Genomic DNA, 17,045 nt, shown 5'->3' on the forward strand with positions numbered 1-17,045 from the left:
TTCTCAGTGGGTCAGCGGAAAGGCCGCCAGCACGGCGATCGCCAGGGTGAGCGGGGTGAACAGGACCAGCAGGGCGAACGCGCGCAGGGCGGCGGCGCCGCGCAGCACCGTGCTGGGCGCGCCGAGGCGGAGCAGGGCGTCCGTCGTCTCGGCCCGGCCCTGGCGCGCCTCCACCGCCGAGGTCAGCAGGGTGGCGACGGCGCAGCCGGCGACGACCAGCGCGCCGAGGGCGCTCAGCGGGCCGAAGTCCCGGGCGGGGGCGTGGTACAGGGTGGTCGTCGCGTAGCCGGCGGCGGCCACCGCGCACACCACGCCGAGGGGACGGCCGATCCTGGTGGCCTCCGCCATCAGGACGCGTCCCGCGAGCAGCCGGAGCGCGCCGGGGCGGGCGCACTGGAGGAGGCGGCCGCACAGGTGGGTGAGGCCGGGGGCGGCCAGCACGAGGCCCACGGCGGTGAGGACCCAGCCGAGCAGGACCGTTACGGCCTCGCCGGGGAGCGTGGCGATGGTCGGGGCGTGCGCGGGGGGAGTGCGGCCGGCGTACGCCTGGGCGGTGAGGCCGGCGGCGAGCAGGGCGACGGCCCAGGGCAGGCCGGGCAGGACGGCCTTCTCGGCCAGGGTGGGGGACGGCACGGGTTCGGGGCCGGTCTGGTCGGCCGGTGCCGGGGAGGCGCCCTCCGCGGGGCCCGGCGCCGGCACGGTGGCACCGGCGCGCACCGGCGGCGCCCCGGACCGGCCGAACGGCAGGTACCTGCGCTGCGGCCGGCGCACCGGCCGCGGGTCCCTGGGCCGCAGGACCACCGCGACCGCCGCCGTGGCCACCACCGGTACGACCGCCAGCAGGGTCAGGACGGCGGGCAGCGGCAGGGGCTCGCCGGCCGCCAGGAACGCGGCCCTCGCACCGGCGGACCGCATGCCCGGCAGATCGCCGCGCAGGCGCAGGAAGAGCAGGAGGGCCGCCGCGGAGCCGAGGGCGGTGGCGAGGGCCGTGGCCAGACAGGAGATCGCCATCAGCCGGGCCGGGCCGAGACCGAGGGCGGACAGGCCGGGGCGCGGCCGGGTGCCGGGGTCGGTGCGGGCGACCGCCAGCGCGAGGTAGACCGTGGCGGCGACCGGCACCGCGCACCAGGCCAGCCGCAGCGCCCCCGCGCCCGCCGCGCCGGGGTGGCGCAGGGCGTAGCCGAGGCAGGACAGCAGCAGGAACCCGGTGCCCGCCGAGGCCGCCGCCACCAGCAGGCGGCGCAGCTGGACGGCGGGGCGGGCCGCTCGGGTCAGACGGAGATCGAGCACGCGGCCCGGCCTTCCGCGTCGGGGACCTCCGGCAGGTGTACGGTCCGCACCGGCCGCCCGTCCAGCAGGTTCACCGTGCGGTCGGCGAGCGCGGCCGTCTCGGGGTCGTGGGTGGCGAGGACCACGGTGATGCCGTGCGAGCGGGCGGCGCTGGTCAGGGTGCGCAGCACATGGCCCCGGTCGGCGCGGTGCAGCGGGGCGGTCGGCTCGTCGGCGAACAGCACCGTGGGCGCCGGGGCCAGGGCGCGGGCGATCGACACCCGCTGGCGTTCGGCCTGCCGCAGCCGGTGCGGGCGCTTGCGGGCGATCTCGCCGACGTCCAGCCGCTCCAGCCACTCCAGCGCGGTGGTCTTGGCCCGGCGGCGGCTGGTGCCGCGCAGCATCAGCGGCAGCGCGGCGTTCTCCCAGGCGTTCAGCTCGGGCACCAGGCCCGGCTCGGGGCCGATCCAGCAGAAGCGGTCCCGGCGCAGCCGCTCGCGGGACGCGGGGCCGAGGGTGTGCAGGGGGGTGCTGTTGAACCACACCTCGCCCTCGCGGACCGGCACCAGCCCGGACAGACAGCGCAGCAGGGTCGTCTTGCCGCTGCCGCGGGGGCCGCTGACGGCGAGGATCTCGCCCTCCCGCACGGCGAGCGAGACCCCGGCGAGTCCGGGGGAGCCGTCGGGGTGCGTGAAGTGCAGGGAGCGTGCCCAGAGCACGTCGTTGTCCGGCGGAGCCTCCATGGGCGTACACCTCGGTTCTGATCCGTTTTCCCGTGCCTGTTCCCCCGTACGGGGGAACGAAGGCAGGGCCGATCGGTCACTGGAACGCTAGGCAGCCGCCGCACGGTGGCCGGACAGCACACGGCCCCGGGCCGCCGTTCTCACTCGAACGGACGGCTCCGGGGCCGGTCGCGGTCACACCGTCAGCTGATTACAGCTTGGTCCACGCCTCGGTGAGGGTCGCGCGCAGGATCTGCTCGATCTCGTCGAAGGTCTCCTGGTTGGAGATCAGCGGCGGGGCGAGCTGGATGACCGGGTCGCCACGGTCGTCGGCGCGGCAGTACAGGCCGTTGTCGAACAGCGCCTTGGAGAGGAAGCCGTACAGGACGCGCTCGGTCTCCTCGTCGTTGAAGGACTCCTTGGTGGCCTTGTCCTTCACCAGCTCGATGCCGTAGAAGAAGCCGTTGCCGCGGACGTCGCCGACGATCGGCAGGTCGTGCAGCTTCTGGAGCGTCTGGAGGAAGTTGCCCTCGTTGTCCAGCACGTGCTGGTTGAGGCCCTCGCGCTCGAACAGGTCGAGGTTGGCGAGGCCGACGGCCGCGGAGACCGGGTGGCCGCCGAACGTGTAGCCGTGCAGGAAGGTGTTGTCGCCCTTGTAGAACGGCTCGGCCAGGCGGTCGGAGACGATGCAGGCGCCGATCGGGGAGTAGCCCGAGGTCATGCCCTTGGCGCAGGTGATCATGTCCGGGACGTAGCCGAACTTGTCGCACGCGAACATCGTGCCCAGGCGGCCGAAGGCGCAGATGACCTCGTCCGAGACGAGCAGCACGTCGTACTGGTCGCAGATCTCGCGCACGCGCTGGAAGTAGCCGGGCGGCGGCGGGAAGCAGCCGCCGGCGTTCTGCACGGGCTCCAGGAAGACCGCGGCGACGGTGTCCGGGCCCTCGAAGAGGATCTGCTGCTCGATCTGGTCGGCGGCCCAGCGGCCGAAGGCCTCCGGGTCGTCACCGAAGATCGGCGCGCGGTAGATGTTGGTGTTCGGCACCTTGTGCGCGCCCGGCACCAGCGGCTCGAAGGGGGCCTTCAGGGCCGGCAGGCCGGTGATGGACAGGGCGCCCTGCGGGGTGCCGTGGTAGGCGACCGCGCGGGAGATGACCTTGTGCTTGGTGGGCTTGCCGGTCAGCTTGAAGTACTGCTTGGCCAGCTTCCAGGCGGTCTCGACCGCCTCGCCGCCGCCGGTGGTGAAGAAGACCTTGTTCAGGTCGCCCGGGGCGTAGTCCGCGAGGCGCTCGGCGAGCTCGACGGCCTTCGGGTGGGCGTACGACCACACCGGGAAGAAGGCCAGCTCCTGGGCCTGCTTGAACGCGGTCTCGGCGAGCTCCGTGCGGCCGTGCCCGGCCTGGACCACGAACAGGCCCGCGAGACCGTCGAGGTAGCGCTTGCCCTTGTCGTCGAATACGTAGGTGCCCTCGCCCCGGACGATGGTCGGGACGGGAGAGTTCTCGTACGAGGACATGCGGGTGAAGTGCATCCACAGGTGGTCGTACGCGGTGCGGCTGAGGTCCTTCTGGGTCACGGTTATCGGGTTCCCCACATGTAGGTCTGCTTCTTCAGCTTCATGTATACGAAGCTTTCGGTGGAGCGCACGCCGGGCAGCGCCCGGATGCGTTTGTTGATGACGTCCAGCAGGTGGTCGTCGTCCTCGCAGACGATCTCGGCGAGGATGTCGAACGAGCCCGCGGTCATCACCACGTACTCGACTTCCGACATGTCAGTCAGCGTGTCGGCGATCGACTCGACATCGCCCTCGACGTGGATGCCGACCATGGCCTGCCGGCGGAAGCCCACGGTGAGCGGGTCCGTGACGGCGACGATCTGCATCACGCCCTGGTCCAGCAGCTTCTGGACGCGCTGGCGCACGGCCGCCTCCGACAGACCGACGGCCTTGCCGATCGCGGCGTACGGCCGGCGGCCGTCCTCCTGGAGCTGCTGAATGATGGCGAGGGAGACGGCATCCAGCTGGGGAGTGCCGTTCCTGGACTCGCGGGACGAGTCCCTCTGGTCTGCGCTTCGACTGGCCACGTGGTCACTCTGCACGAGGTCTCGTCAGTTTCGCAAGCCCCGATCGATGAAATCCGTTGTTTGAGAGATGAAAGCTTGCGGATTTCGCAGAAGTGGGTGCGTCGGGGGTGTTGAAAACGTGGGGGCGCCGACTAGGGTGGGGTGTCTCAGCGTTTGGACAGCCTCGCGGTTGTCCGGGCTGGTCAGCTCGAACCCTCGAACCAGATCAGGAGGCCGGCAGTGAGCACCGAGCTGCGTCGTCTGCGCAACTACATCGACGGTGAGTTCCGGGACGCCGCCGACGGACGGACCACCGAGGTGGTCAACCCCGCGACGGGCGAGGCGTACGCGACCGCGCCGCTGTCCGGACAGGCGGACGTGGACGCGGCCATGGCGGCCGCCGACCGCGCCTTCCCGGCCTGGCGTGACCTCACGCCCGCCGAGCGTCAGAAGGCCCTGCTGAAGATCGCGGACGCCTTCGAGGAGCGCGCCGAGGAGCTGATCGCGGCCGAGGTGGAGAACACGGGCAAGCCCATCGGGCTCACCCGCTCCGAGGAGATCCCGCCGATGGTCGACCAGATCCGCTTCTTCGCCGGTGCGGCGCGGATGCTGGAGGGCCGTTCGGCCGGCGAGTACATGGAGGGGTTGACCTCGATCATCCGCCGCGAGCCGATCGGCGTCTGCGCCCAGGTCGCGCCGTGGAACTACCCGATGATGATGGCCGTGTGGAAGTTCGCCCCGGCGCTCGCCGCGGGCAACACGGTCGTCCTCAAGCCCTCGGACACCACCCCCGCCTCCACGGTGCTGATCGCCGAGATCATCGGCTCGGTGCTGCCCAAGGGCGTCTTCAACGTCATCTGCGGCGACCGCGACACCGGCCGCATGATGGTCGAGCACGACATCCCGGCGATGGCCTCCATCACCGGCTCGGTGCGCGCCGGCATGTCCGTCGCCGAGTCCGCCTCCAAGGACCTCAAGCGGGTCCACCTGGAGCTGGGCGGCAAGGCCCCGGTCGTCGTCTTCGAGGACACCGACATCGCCAAGGCCGTCGAGGACATCTCGATGGCGGGCTTCTTCAACGCCGGCCAGGACTGCACGGCGGCCTGCCGCGTCCTCGTCCACGAGTCGATCCACGACGAGTTCGTGACCGCGCTCGCCAAGGCGGCCGAGGACACCAAGACCGGCCAGCCCGACGACGAGGACGTGCTCTACGGCCCGCTGAACAACGCCAACCAGCTCAAGCAGGTCGAGGGCTTCATCGAGCGGCTGCCCGCCCACGCCCGCGTCCAGGCCGGCGGCAAGCGGGTCGGCGACAAGGGCTACTTCTTCGCGCCGACCGTGGTCTCCGGCCTCAAGCAGGACGACGAGATCATCCAGAAGGAGGTCTTCGGACCGGTCATCACCGTCCAGTCCTTCACGGACGAGGACCAGGCCGTCGAGTACGCCAACGGCGTCGAGTACGCCCTCGCGTCCTCGGTGTGGACCAAGGACCACGGGCGCGCGATGCGCATGTCCAAGAAGCTGGACTTCGGCTGCGTGTGGATCAACACGCACATCCCGCTGGTCGCGGAGATGCCGCACGGCGGGTTCAAGAAGTCCGGCTACGGCAAGGACCTCTCGGCGTACGGCTTCGAGGACTACACCCGGATCAAGCACGTGATGACGTCGCTGGACGCGTGACGTCCCGCCGGGGTCCGGCCGGTCCCCGGCCACGGGTGCGCGGCGGTCGGCCGCGCACCAAGTCCCCCGGTTCGCCGAGGCGTTGAACGATGCGGCCCCTGCGGGCAGGCGGTGAGCCTGCCCGCAGGGGCCGCGCCGTTTCCCGGTTGATCGACAACGTGTCGGGCAGGGCCGGTCCGGCTCGACGCAGCGTCGATTGTGCGCCCGGACACGGGGACGGCATCCTTCCGGGGTGCCCCAGACTTCCTCTCGTACCTCCCTCTCCCGCCGTTCCCTGCTGCAGGCGCTCGGCGGCACCGCCGCGCTCGGCGCCCTGGCGGGCTGCGGGGTACCCGCCGCCTACGTCCGCCCCGGCGACCGCTCGGTGACCGACGCCTCAGCCACCGACCACCGGCTGACCTGGGCGAACTGGCCGCTGTACATCGACACCGACGACAAGGACCCGAACCGCAGGCCCACCCTGGAGGCCTTCGAGAAGCGCGCCGGGATCCGGGTGGAGTACGTCGAGGAGATCAACGACAACGACGAGTTCTTCGGCAAGATCAGCCCCGCGCTGATGAACCACCAGTCGACCGGCCGCGATCTGATCGTCATCAGCGACTGGATGTGCGCGCGGTTCGTCCGGCTGGGCTGGGTGCAGGAGATGGACCGGGCCCACCAGCCGAACGTGGCCGGGCACCTCGACCCGCTGCTGCGCTCGCCCGCCTTCGACGAGGGCCGCAGGTTCACCGTGCCGTGGCAGTCGGGCATCACCGGCATCGCCTACAACCACAAGAAGCTCGGCCGCGAGATCCGCAGCGTCAAGGACCTGTGGGCGAGCGACCTCAAGGGCCGGGTCACCCTCCTCTCCGGGCTGGACGAGTCCTTCGCGCTGCTGATGCAGGGCAACGGCGTGGACATCACCCGGTGGACCGCGGACGACTTCCACGAGGTCTGCGACGAGGTGCAACGGCAGGTCGGCCGCGGCCAGATACGCCGCTTCACCGGCAACGACTACACCAAGGACCTGGTCAGCGGCGACGTCCTGGCCTGCCAGGCGTACTCGGGCGACGTCATCCAGCTCCAGGCGGACAACCCCGACATCCGCTTCGTCGTCCCCGAGGAGGGCGCCGAGCTGTGGTCGGACTCCCTGATGATCCCCAACCGGGCCCGGCACAAGGCCAGCGCCGAGCGGCTGATCGACTACTACTACCAGCCCGAGGTCGCCGCCGAGCTGGCCGCCTGGGTCAACTACGTCTGCCCGGTCCCGGCCGCCAAGGAGGTCCTCGCCGCCGACCCGGACAAGGACACCGCCGCCCTCGCCGACAACCCCCTGATCTTCCCCGACGAGACCATGCGCTCCCGCCTCGCCATCGCCCGCGACATCACCTCTGCGGAACGCGTGGACTTCGCTCGCCGGTGGAACAAGATCGTGGGTCTGTGAGCAGGGTGGCGGCCAGCAGCCGCAGGCCCGCCTCCGAACTGGAACCGGCGCGGGCCGTGTAGGCGATCACGCGCTGGTCGGACGGGCCGGGCACCAGCAGGCTCTGGAAGGACAACTCCAGGGAGCCCACCAGGGGATGGTCGAGTTCCTTGGTGCCGGCGACGCAGGTGCGCACCGGGTGCTTGGCCCAGCGCCGGGCGAACTCCTCACTGTTGACGGTCAGTTCGCCGACGAGTTCGGCGAGCTGCTTGTCCTGCGGGTGGCGGCCGGCGACCAGCCGCAGTGACGCCACGGCGAGTTGGGCCTCCTCCTGCCAGCGCGGGTAGAGCGCCCGGGTGCGTTCGTCCAGGAACAGCAGCCGGGTGAGGTTGGGGCGCCGCGCGGGGTGGTCCGGGGCGTCGAGGTCCAGGTGCGACGCCAGCAGGAGACGGCCCATGGCGTTCCAGGCGAGGACGTCGTTGCGCCGGTCCAGGACGAGGGCGGGGGTGTCCGTGAAGCTGTCGATGAGCCGGCGGATGCCCTGGTCGGCGCGGGCGGCCCGGGGTGCCGGGGGACGGCGGGAGGCGGCCGGTTCCGGTCGGGCGAGGTCCATCAGGTGGCCGTACTCGTCCGGGGTCAGGCGCAGGGTGCGGGCGATCGCGTCGAGGACGGAGTCGGAGACCTGCCGGGCGCGGCCCTGTTCGAGCCGGGTGTAGTGGGTGACGCTCAGACCGGCCGCCAGTGCCACCTCCTCGCGGCGCAGCCCGGGGACCCGGCGGCGCTCCGCCAGCTGCGGCAGTCCGATCTCCTCGGGGGTCAGGGCGGCGCGGCGGCTGCGCAGGAAGTCGCTCAACTCGGAGAAGTCGGGCATGCGGTGCCTTCCAGTGAGTCCGGTGACGTGCGGCGTGCCCAGTGTGCAACGGCGGCGGTGGCCGGGCGCTTCCCGCGCAGGGTGGTCATGCCGTGACCACCCAGCGTGTGACCACTCCTCTTTGGGGGCTGGGTAGGGGGCGCGCACGGTCGCAGGATTCCTTCCGTCGAAGCCGTCGTGGCCTGTCGGAGGGAATCCCATGTCTGTCGTCGATGGTGTGGTGGAACGGTCGGTGCTGCCGGACGGCCCGGGAGATCCGGGGCCTGGGCGGCTGACGTCGCGGATGCGGCTGACGCTGGTGGTGCTGCTGGTCGCGCAGTTCATGCTGGCGGTGGACTTCTCGATCCTGAACGTGGCCCTCCCGGTGATCGGGCGGGGGCTGGGCTTCTCGCTGGCCGGCCTCCAGTGGATCGCGACCGCGTTCGCGTTGTCCGCGGCCGGGTTCACCCTGCTGTTCGGGCGGGTCGCGGACCTGTTCGGGCGGCGCCGGCTGTTCCTGGGCGGCCTGGTCGTGCTGGGGCTGGCCTCGCTGGCCGGGGGGCTGGCGACCGGCCCCGAAGTCCTCGTCGTGGCCCGGGTGTTCCAGGGCCTGGCCACCGCGGCCGTCACCCCGGCCGGGCTGTCCCTGCTGACCACGGCCTTCCCCGAGGGACCGCTGCGGCAGAAGGCGCTCGGGCTCAACGGGGCGCTGATGTCGGCCGGTTTCACCACCGGCGCCGTCCTCGGCGGGGTGCTCACCGATCTGCTGTCCTGGCGGTGGTCGTTCTTCATCAACGTGCCCGTCGCCGCGGCCGTCCTGGTGATCGCCCCCATGGTCCTGGCCGAGTCCCGGCCCGAGGTCCGGCCCCGGCTGGACCTGCCCGGCGCGCTGACGGTCACCCTCGGGCTGCTCGCCGTCGTGCTCGGCTTCACCCGGGCCGGCGAACACGGCTGGGGCGACCCCGCGGCGCTGCTCGTCCTGGCCGCCGGCGTCGTGCTGCTGATCGCCTTCTACCTCGTCGAACGGGGAGCGTCAGCGCCCCTCGTCCCGGTCCGGGTGCTGCGCCGGCGCACCGTCGCCTGGGGCAACATCGCCGGTGTCCTCGCCTTCGTCACCGAGACCTCCCTGGTCTTCCTGATGACCCTCTACCTCCAGCGGGTCCTCGGCTTCTCGCCGCTGGCCGCCGGCCTGTCCTTCGGTGTGCTGGGGCTGGGCACGGTCCTGGGCGGCACCGTCGCGCCCCGCGTGATCGCCCGCGCCGGCACACGTACGACCCTGATCAGCGGCGCCCTCGTCCAAGCCGCCGCGACCGCCGCCCTGCTCGCCCTGGGCACCGGCACGCAGAGTCTCGCCCTGCTGCTGCCCGCGACGTTCGTCGGCGGCGTCGGCAACATGATGCTGATCGTCGGCTTCATGGTCACCGCCACGAGCGGTCTGCCCGACCGGGAACAGGGCATGGCCACCGGACTGGCCACCATGAGCCAGCAGATCGGCATCACCATGGGCACCCCGGTCATGAGCGCGATCGCCACGGGGGCCTCCGGCATCCTCCCCGGCATCCGTACCGCCGTCGCCGCCAACACGGCCCTGGTCCTCACCGCGGCCCTGATCGCCGCCGCCTTCCTCGCCGACCGCACGTCGGACTGAGCGTCCCGGGGCAGGCGATCGCCGAGGGCGTCACCGGGGACAATCGGGAACGACCGCCTCGCACCCCGGAAGGTTGCCGATGAAGTACGTCACGGCCGTCTGGCAGGACCACGGCTTCTTCCTCGACCCGCGCGCCTACCTGGACGAACTCCCGCGCCTCGGCGCCCGGTTGCCGCCGGGCGCCCGCGCCTTCGCCCGCGCGCCCGGCCACTACGACATCCCGGCCGCCACCCGCTGCGTGAAGGACCTGGAGCTGGCCGCGATCCGGCCGGCCACCGACAAGAGCGGCGTGCTGGTGCTGGAGTTCGCGCCCAACCGGTGGAAGCACGACGAGGGCCTGCGCATCCGCTACTCGGGCGTGCGGCACTTCTCCATCGACCACCACCGCGCCCTCGACTGGATGCGGGTCGACACCGTACTGCTCGACGAGATCCTCCCGGACGGGGACGGCGGCTGCGCGCACGAGATCGCGCTCACCGACGCGTCGATCACCGTTCGCTGCGACGACCTGGAGGCGGTCTGGTGCGCCCCCGCCCTCACTTGAGGCCGCTGAGCATCACGCCCCGGACGTAGTGCTTCTGGAGCAGCAGGAAGAGGACGAGGACCGGGAGGACGCTGAGCACCAGCGCGGCCATGACGACAGGCATGGTGCGGGTGGGGTCGACGTGGTCCTGGAGGAGCTGGATGCCCACCGGCAGGGTCATCACGTCCGGGTCGGCGGTGGAGATCAGCAGGGCCCAGATGTACTCGTTCCAGGCGTCCACGAAGGTCAGCAGGGCGAGGGTGACCAGGACCGGCTTGGTCTGGGGGAGGACGATCCGCCACCACAGGGTGAACTCGCCCGCCCCGTCGAGCCGCGCGGCCTCCAGGACCTCGTCCGGGATCGCGATCACGAACTGGCGTGTCAGGAAGATCCCGAAGCCGTTGACGAGGAACGGCATCGCGAGCGCCACGATGCTGACGGTCAGCCCCGCGCCGCCGCGCCCGAACAGGTCGTTGCCGCCCGCCAGCGGCCAGTGCGCCAGGATCAGGAAGTGCGGGATGAAGAAGAGGAACGGCGGGAACATCATCGTCGTGAGGACCAGCCGGAAGACCAGGTCCCGGCCCGGGAAGCGCAGCTTGGCCAGCGCGTAGCCGGCCAGCGAGGACGTGAGCAGCACCGAGGCGGTGATCAGCGCCGTCACGGTGACGCTGTTGCGGAACAGCAGCGGCAGATTCAACTGGCCGAGCGCCGCCCGGTAGTTGGCGAGGCCGAACGCCTCGGGCAGGAAGCGGTACGGCAGTCTGCCGGACTCGCCCGGCCCCTTGAACGACGTCATCACCATGTCGAGGAACGGCACCACCATCAGCACGGCACCGGACACCACCAGCAGATACGACAGCAGCGGGAAGCGGCGGCGCCGGCTCACGCGTCCTCCCCCCTGCGCCGGAACAGCCACAGCTGCACCAGGGTGATCAGCAGGACCACGACGAACAGCACGAACGCCGCCGCACTCGCCGTGCCCCAGTCGCCGTACGAGAACGCCTGCCGGTACATCTCCAGCGCGGCCACCGCGGTCGCGTCCCCGGGGCCGCCCTTGGTCATCACCGTGATCAGCGCGAACGACTGGAGCCCGGTGAGGAACTGGGTGACGCAGACGAACAGCAGCGACGGCCGCAGCAGCGGCAGGGTGATCCGCCAGAAGACGGTGACCGCTCCGGCGCCGTCCAGCGCGGCGGCCTCGTAGTACGTCACCGGGACGGACTTCAGCCCCGCCGTCAGCACGAGGACCGCCGAACCGGCCGACGCCCACGCCTGGACGACCACCACCGCGGGCAGCGCGGTGTGCGGGTCCTGGAGGAACGCGACCGAGCCCAGGCCGAGCGCGTTGCGGACGCCGTTGACCAGGCCGCCCGGCTCGTACATGTACTTCCACACATTGCCGACGGCGACGACGGTCGTGACCATCGGCAGGAAGTACAGCGTGCGCCACAGCCCCTGGAGCCGCAGCCTGTCGATGCAGGTGGCGACGATGACCGACCCGGCGAGCGCGAGCGCCACCGTGCCCAGGGCGAACAGCAGGGTGTTGGTCAGGATCGGCGCGAGGAAGGTCGAGCCGTCCGCGAACAGACCGGTGAAGTTGGCCGGTCCCACCGGGCGGATGTCCGACAGGGCGAACCCGGCCCAGCGGGACGTCGACAGCAGCAGCGCGAAGCCGAGCGGCAGGACCAGGAAGACCGCGAAGAACAGCAGCGTCGGGGCCAGGAAGAGGTAGGCGACGGCGGTCTGGCGGCGCCGCGCCCGGTCCCGTCCGGCGCCGGCGGGTGGCGGGCGGCGCGTGGCCGGTCCGGCCGTCCGCGGTGCCAGGGTGTTCACCATGGGCGCGCCACCTCCTGATCGACCTGGCGGCGGATGGTGCGCAGAGCCCGGCCGACCGACTGCTGACCGGTCCACAACGCCTCGATGTTCGTGCGCAGCAGCGTCTTGGCCTGCTGCGCGCCCGGCCCGTTCGGCTCCGGCACCGCGTAGGCCAGCGCGTCCAGGAACGGGCGCGTGTTCGGATCGCCGCCCCTGCCCAGCAGGGCCCGCATGTCGTCGGCGCGGCCGGTGAGCGAGCCGACCGCCGCTTGCAGGGCGCTCATCCGGGTCACGGTCGCACCGCCCCGCACCCGGGTCCGGCCGGCGTTGAGCCAGCGCAGGAACTCCCAGGCGGCTTCAGGGTGGCGGCAGGCGGTGTTGACCCCGAGGAGGAAGCCGGTGGAGAGGGTGGCGTGCCGGTCGCCCGCCGCGGGGACCGGCACGGGCGCGACACCGACGTCGCGGTAGTCCGCGCCCATCAGCGGCCTCAGGCTCCCCGTCCACCAGCCCGCGCTGATCACCATGGCCACCTGCCCGGACGGGAACGCCTGGTAGACATTGACGCCGGGGGCGCTCGCACCGCTGGAGACCAGCCGGTGCTCCAGCTCGAACACCGCGCGCCCGGCCGGCGAGTCGAGGGCGGTGCGGCCGCCGTCCGGCGTGACGAAGCCGCCGCCGGCCGCGTTCAGCAGGGCGAGGGTCTGGCCGACGGTGGTGGAGTCGTCGTACACGGACAGTCCGAACCCCTGGACCAGGGTGTTGCCGTACCGGTCCCGTCGCATGGTGCGGGCCGCCGCCTCCTCCAACTCGGGCCAGGTGCGGGGAGGTTCCGCGATGCCGGAAGCGCGCAGCAGCCGGGAGTTGTAGTAGAGGGCGTACGTCTGCACCTCGGTGGGGTAGCCGTAGACGCGGCCCGCCACCGAGGCGCCGCCGACCGCGGCCGCGCGGTAGCCGCGCCTGATCTCCTCGGCGTGTTCGGGCGGGGCGGGCCGCAGCACACCGGCCCGCACCAGCTGGCCGGTCCACAGGCAGTACGGCTGGACGATGTCGGCGCCCTGACCGGCCGCCTGCCGGACCATGAAGGTGGTCAGCAGATCGGTGAACTCCACCGCCTCGGTGCGCACCTTGACCCGGTCGTGGGTGGCGTTCCACTCGTCGACCGGGTCCTGGAGTGCCTTGCGGAGCACCCCGCTGGAGTAGTGGGAGAGCAGGGTGAGGACGATCGGGTCCCCGGGACGGCCGGTGCCCTGGTGCCGGCCGGCGCAGCCCGCGGTGAGCAGGGCGGAGGGCAGCGCGAGCGCGAAGTGCCGCCGGCTCAGGCCGCGCCCGGGCCGCGTCACCGGTCCGTCTCCCGGCGCAGCACCCGGAACACCCGGGTCGTGGTGAAGCCGGCCGCACGGTACAGATGGCCCGCCGGGGACCGTTCGCCGGTCCACAGGAACCACGCGCCGTGCGCCCCGTGCGCCCGCATGCGGCCGAGGACCAGGTGCAGCAGCACCTTGCCCAGCCCGGTGCCGCGCATCGGCGCCAGCACCCCGAACGGCCCGAACCGCTCCGGCGCCGACTCGTACGCGCCGTGCATCGCCCAGCCGACGAGACGCCCCACGGGCTCCCGGGCGACCACGATCCGCTCCGGCGGCGTGCCCGAGAGCAGACTCTCGCGGATCGCGCGCGCCCAGTCGGGCGTGAAGTGGTCGCGGGCCAGGGCGATCAGCTCCACCAGGTCGTCGTCGGCCGGCGTTTCGAACCGGTAGCCCCGCGCGACCAGTTCGTCCCGGCGCCGGGCGACGGCCGCGGGCAGCCGGTAGCCGACCAGGGAGCGGTCCATCGCCGCCGCCTCGTACAGCGTCCGGAAGCCCAGCGAGTCGAGGAGCTTCGCCGCCTCCGGGTACGTCTCGGCGTCCAGGCCGGGCAGCAGGTAGTTCGGGGTGTAGGAGGAGAAGTCCACCCTGGTGCGGCCGTGCGCGCGCAGCCAGTCGAGGGCCTCGGTCAGCAGCAGCCGGCCGAGGCCCTGTCCGCGCGCGGCCGGATCGACGAAGAAGAACGGGACCCAGCCCTGCCGCGGTTCCGCGTCGGTGCCGTACAGCGGGGTCAGCCGGCGCACCGCGTAGGCCGCGCCCGCGATGCTCCCGTCCCCGGCCACCGCGACCCGCAGGCCCTCGGGGTCGAAGTTGGCGTCCAGCAGCACGAGCGAACGCAAGCGCTCCGGGCTGATCGGGTCGGCCGGCGCGCTCCGGTTCCAGACCTCGGTCAGCGAAGGTCCGTCACCGGCCCGGAACCCGCGGACCACGGTGTCCGCGAGCGGAGTTGATGTCATCGGCGGGTCGTCCTCCCGGCTCTCAGCGGTACAGCAGTACGTCGTCGCCCGCCCACTCCCGCGGCGGTGCGGGCGGATCGCACAGCGGCAGCGGGTCCTCGCCCGCGTCGATGGTGTGCCGCAACCGGTCGGAGCCCCACAGCAGGTCGACGAAGTGCCGGTGCTCGGTGGGGTCCCCCGCGGTGCGCCAGGCGAAGTCGGCCGGGTACAGGCGCCGCAGTGTGGCGAGCATCGCGACGGCGGTGAGCACGGGCCGGAACGCCGCGCGGTCGGTGACGTGCAGCTGGACCCCGCGCAGCGGCTGCCCGGCGTGTTTGTGGAAGGCCGGGACGAAGTGCAGCTCGCGGAAACGCACACCGGGTAGGGCGAGTTCGGCGAGCGCGGGCGCGAACCGGCCGTCGAGGTAGGGCGCCCCGACGATCTCGAAGGGCTGGGTGGTGCCCCGGCCCTCGGAGAGGTTCGTGCCCTCGAACAGACAGGTACCGGGGTAGACGGCGGCGGTCGCGGGCGTCGGCATGTTCGGCGAGGGCGCGACCCAGGGCAGCCCGGTGGCCCCGGCGTCCAGGTCGCGCGTCCAGCCGGCGGCCTCGATCACGGTCAACCCGACGGACCTGCCGGCGAGTTCGGGAACGGCCCGCGCGTTGAACCAGCGGGCGAGTTCGCCGCACGTGAGCCCGTGCCGGACGGGGACGGGCGCGCGTCCCACGAAGCTCGCCCAGCGGGGGTCGAGCAGCGGTCCCTCGCCGACGAGCCCGCCGAGCGGGTTGGGCCGGTCGGCGACGACGAACCGCACACCGGTACGGGCCGCCGAGACCATCAGGTCGAACATGGTCCAGACGTAGGTGTAGAACCGGGCCCCGACGTCCTGGAGGTCGTACACCAGCGTGTCCACGCCGCTGCCCGTCAGCAGCTTGTCGAGGCGCTCGCCCGTGCACCGGTAGGTGTCGTGGACCGGCAGTCCGGTGACCGGGTCCGTCCGGGCGGTGCCGCCCTCGCCGGCCTGCCCGCTTCCGTGCAGCCCGTGCTCCGGCCCGAACAGCGCCACCAGCCGTGCGCCGGCCTCCAGCAGCGCGGGCGCGAGGGGGCGCAGATCCGGGAGGACCCCCGTGTGATTGGTCACCAGTCCCAGCCGTCCGCCCCCGGCCAGGCCGGGCGACGCACACAGCCGCGCGCTCCCGGTCCGCACCGCGCCACGCCCGTCCGCGCTCATCCCTCGCCCCGTCTGCCGGTCACCTCTCGAAACGGTGGTCCGAAATGTACAGGGATGTACGTCGGCAGCTCGCGATTGTCGAGGGTTTTGAACGCGTTCAATTTCGCGTACGCTCTGCACATGAGCGACAGAGCCGCCCTCCTGAGGGGCATTCGTGGCTGGCTGGTCTTCTTCGTGGTGTGCCTGGTGCTGAGCGGGGCCACGGCCTTTCCGCTGGTGCACGAACTGCGCTGGGCCGACGGCGTGTTGCGGGCGCCGGCGGTGCCGGACCCGCTGCCGGGGCTGACGGAGTGGATCGGACGGGTGCGCGGCGGGCTCGACACCGTGGACGAGAAGTACCCGTTCGTGCTCTACGGCACGGACTGGCTGGCGTTCGCCCATCTCGTCATCGCGGTCGCCTTCTACGGCCCGTACCGCGACCCGGTGCGCAACATCTGGGTGATCGAGTTCGGGATGATCGCCTGCGCCGGCGTCATCCCGCTCGCCCTCGTCTGCGGACCGATCCGGGGCATCCCGTTCTGGTGGTCCCTGATCGACATGTCGTTCGGCGTCTTCGGGGTCGTCCCGCTGTACGTCGTGCGCCGGAAGATCAAGCGGCTCGCGGCGCTGACCGGCGCCGAGACCGTCGCCGTCGCGTCCGTCCGCACCTGACCCGGCGCCGCCGGGCCGCGCTCAGGGCTCCGCCCGCGCGAGCTGCCACGGGCTCGGTCCCGTGCCGTGCCGCCACGCCTCCAGGTCCTGGCCGTTGACGCAGACGATGCCGCACTCGGACGCGTACTCGAGGGCGGGCGCGGTGAAGTCGCTCGTGGTGACCAGCGCCGCGACATCGGCCTCGTGGATGGTGAAGCAGGTCCCGCCGAACCGCTGCATGTCCTGCGAACCGACCTTGTGGGCCTCGCCGTACAGCTTGCACTGGATGACCACGCGCAGGCCGTCCGCCGTGTGCGCGATGACGTCCGCACCCAAGTCGCCCGCGCCGCCGACGACTTCGACGGACCGGCAGTCGTCGCGGACGCACAGCTCGGCCACGGCCTGCTCGAACCCGTCGGGGTCCAGCCCGGCGTAGTCGGCGGGCGGGCCGGGAACGACGAGGTGTTCGGTGATCTCCTCGTCCTGCCGGGCGGCGACGGGCACGGTCGCCGCCACCTCCGGCGCCGCCGGGCGGACGGCGCCCGCGGACGGCTCCGCGGCCCGGCCGCCCTCGAAGGCCGCCGGCCCGTCCGCCCCCACCGCCCCGCCGCCCAGGCTGTCGGCCGCCTCCTTCGCCGCCTCATCCAGCGCCCGCGCGGCCCGGCGCGCGCATCGCGCGGCGGACCAGCGGCGCCACCTGGACCGGGACAGCAGCGCGACCGCGACCGCCAGCATCACCAACGCGCCGACCCACGACGGACGGTGCTCCACGGCGGCCGCCGCGGTACGGACCACGAAGCCGAGCAGGCACAGGGCGACCGCCAGCAGCAGGAAGAACAGGGCGGTCGCGCGCAGGTCGAAGCGCCGGTCGTCGCGGCCGCGCCGCCCTGGGCGTATGGGTATGGTCACGCGGGATTC

General features: G+C 72.4%; 16 protein-coding genes. 5 read left to right on the top strand and 11 right to left on the bottom strand.

Annotated elements, in window-relative coordinates; genetic code table 11:
* Positions 1 to 3 precede the first annotated feature (3 nt).
* The 4 genes from BLW85_RS27605 to BLW85_RS27620 all read right to left on the bottom strand — a co-directional run bounded on the left by BLW85_RS27605 (position 4) and on the right by BLW85_RS27620 (position 4,088).
* Positions 4 to 1,290: a hypothetical protein gene (locus tag BLW85_RS27605; RefSeq protein WP_074993521.1), complete on the bottom strand. Its 1,287-nt coding sequence runs from the start codon at positions 1,288 to 1,290 to the stop codon at positions 4 to 6.
* Positions 1,272 to 2,012, bottom strand: coding sequence for an ABC transporter ATP-binding protein (locus tag BLW85_RS27610; protein WP_070022265.1), 741 nt, complete (start codon positions 2,010 to 2,012; stop codon positions 1,272 to 1,274). The genes BLW85_RS27605 and BLW85_RS27610 overlap by 19 nt, the downstream gene beginning before the upstream one ends.
* 190 nt (positions 2,013 to 2,202) lie before the next feature.
* The gene (locus BLW85_RS27615) at positions 2,203 to 3,567 is read right to left on the bottom strand and encodes an aspartate aminotransferase family protein (protein ID WP_074993523.1); all 1,365 of its coding nucleotides are present in this window, start codon (positions 3,565 to 3,567) and stop codon (positions 2,203 to 2,205) included.
* A 2-nt stretch (positions 3,568 to 3,569) separates the two neighbouring features.
* Entirely contained in the window at positions 3,570 to 4,088 is a 519-nt protein-coding gene (locus BLW85_RS27620) for an Lrp/AsnC family transcriptional regulator (RefSeq protein ID WP_070022263.1), read from the bottom strand.
* Positions 4,089 to 4,292: 204 nt separating this feature from the next.
* On the opposite strand from BLW85_RS27620, the gene BLW85_RS27625 reads away from it, so the two are divergent.
* A complete protein-coding gene (locus BLW85_RS27625; RefSeq protein WP_070022262.1) occupies positions 4,293 to 5,732 on the top strand; it encodes a gamma-aminobutyraldehyde dehydrogenase in 1,440 nt (479 codons plus the stop codon).
* Positions 5,733 to 5,964: 232 nt separating this feature from the next.
* Positions 5,965 to 7,155 (top strand): polyamine ABC transporter substrate-binding protein, encoded by a 1,191-nt coding sequence (locus BLW85_RS27630; protein ID WP_074993526.1) that lies wholly within the window; start codon positions 5,965 to 5,967, stop codon positions 7,153 to 7,155.
* On the opposite strand, the gene BLW85_RS27635 is transcribed toward BLW85_RS27630, so the two are convergent.
* A complete protein-coding gene (locus BLW85_RS27635; RefSeq protein ID WP_070022260.1) occupies positions 7,097 to 8,005 on the bottom strand; it encodes a helix-turn-helix domain-containing protein in 909 nt (302 codons plus the stop codon). The genes BLW85_RS27630 and BLW85_RS27635 overlap by 59 nt on opposite strands.
* Before the next feature lie 199 nt (positions 8,006 to 8,204).
* On the opposite strand from BLW85_RS27635, the gene BLW85_RS27640 reads away from it, so the two are divergent.
* Positions 8,205 to 9,632 (top strand): MFS transporter, encoded by a 1,428-nt coding sequence (locus BLW85_RS27640; RefSeq protein ID WP_079172436.1) that lies wholly within the window; start codon positions 8,205 to 8,207, stop codon positions 9,630 to 9,632.
* A 79-nt stretch (positions 9,633 to 9,711) separates the two neighbouring features.
* Positions 9,712 to 10,176 carry a hypothetical protein gene (locus tag BLW85_RS27645; protein WP_074993531.1) on the top strand — a complete coding sequence of 155 codons (465 nt, stop codon included), beginning with the start codon at positions 9,712 to 9,714 and terminating at the stop codon, positions 10,174 to 10,176.
* On the opposite strand, the gene BLW85_RS27650 is transcribed toward BLW85_RS27645, so the two are convergent.
* Genes BLW85_RS27650 through BLW85_RS27670 form a run of 5 tightly spaced genes read right to left on the bottom strand, consistent with a single transcriptional unit; the run spans position 10,169 to position 15,497 of the window.
* Positions 10,169 to 11,041, bottom strand: a complete 873-nt coding sequence (locus BLW85_RS27650) for a carbohydrate ABC transporter permease (protein WP_239697704.1) — start codon at positions 11,039 to 11,041, stop codon at positions 10,169 to 10,171. The two genes, BLW85_RS27645 and BLW85_RS27650, sit on opposite strands and share 8 nt — an antisense overlap.
* Positions 11,038 to 11,991: a carbohydrate ABC transporter permease gene (locus BLW85_RS27655; protein WP_070022255.1), complete on the bottom strand. Its 954-nt coding sequence runs from the start codon at positions 11,989 to 11,991 to the stop codon at positions 11,038 to 11,040. Before BLW85_RS27655 ends, BLW85_RS27650 begins: the two co-directional genes overlap by 4 nt.
* A complete protein-coding gene (locus BLW85_RS27660) occupies positions 11,985 to 13,310 on the bottom strand; it encodes an ABC transporter substrate-binding protein (RefSeq protein ID WP_239697705.1) in 1,326 nt (441 codons plus the stop codon). Before BLW85_RS27660 ends, BLW85_RS27655 begins: the two co-directional genes overlap by 7 nt.
* The gene (locus BLW85_RS27665) at positions 13,307 to 14,287 is read right to left on the bottom strand and encodes a GNAT family N-acetyltransferase (protein ID WP_074993533.1); all 981 of its coding nucleotides are present in this window, start codon (positions 14,285 to 14,287) and stop codon (positions 13,307 to 13,309) included. The genes BLW85_RS27660 and BLW85_RS27665 overlap by 4 nt, the downstream gene beginning before the upstream one ends.
* A gap of 22 nt (positions 14,288 to 14,309) precedes the next feature.
* Positions 14,310 to 15,497 carry an exo-beta-N-acetylmuramidase NamZ family protein gene (locus BLW85_RS27670; RefSeq protein WP_074993536.1) on the bottom strand — a complete coding sequence of 396 codons (1,188 nt, stop codon included), beginning with the start codon at positions 15,495 to 15,497 and terminating at the stop codon, positions 14,310 to 14,312.
* 120 nt (positions 15,498 to 15,617) lie between these two features.
* Here BLW85_RS27670 and BLW85_RS27675 point away from each other — a divergent pair, with 120 nt between their 5' ends.
* Positions 15,618 to 16,148, top strand: a complete 531-nt coding sequence (locus BLW85_RS27675) for a hypothetical protein (protein WP_070022347.1) — start codon at positions 15,618 to 15,620, stop codon at positions 16,146 to 16,148.
* Between the two features lie 21 nt (positions 16,149 to 16,169).
* Here the strand turns inward: BLW85_RS27675 and BLW85_RS27680 are convergent, their stop codons facing one another.
* Positions 16,170 to 17,036, bottom strand: a complete 867-nt coding sequence (locus BLW85_RS27680; protein ID WP_079172437.1) for a restriction endonuclease — start codon at positions 17,034 to 17,036, stop codon at positions 16,170 to 16,172.
* Positions 17,037 to 17,045: the final 9 nt, after the last annotated feature.

Source organism: Streptomyces misionensis (genome assembly GCF_900104815.1).
GTDB classification, from domain to species: Bacteria; Actinomycetota; Actinomycetes; order Streptomycetales; family Streptomycetaceae; genus Streptomyces; species Streptomyces misionensis.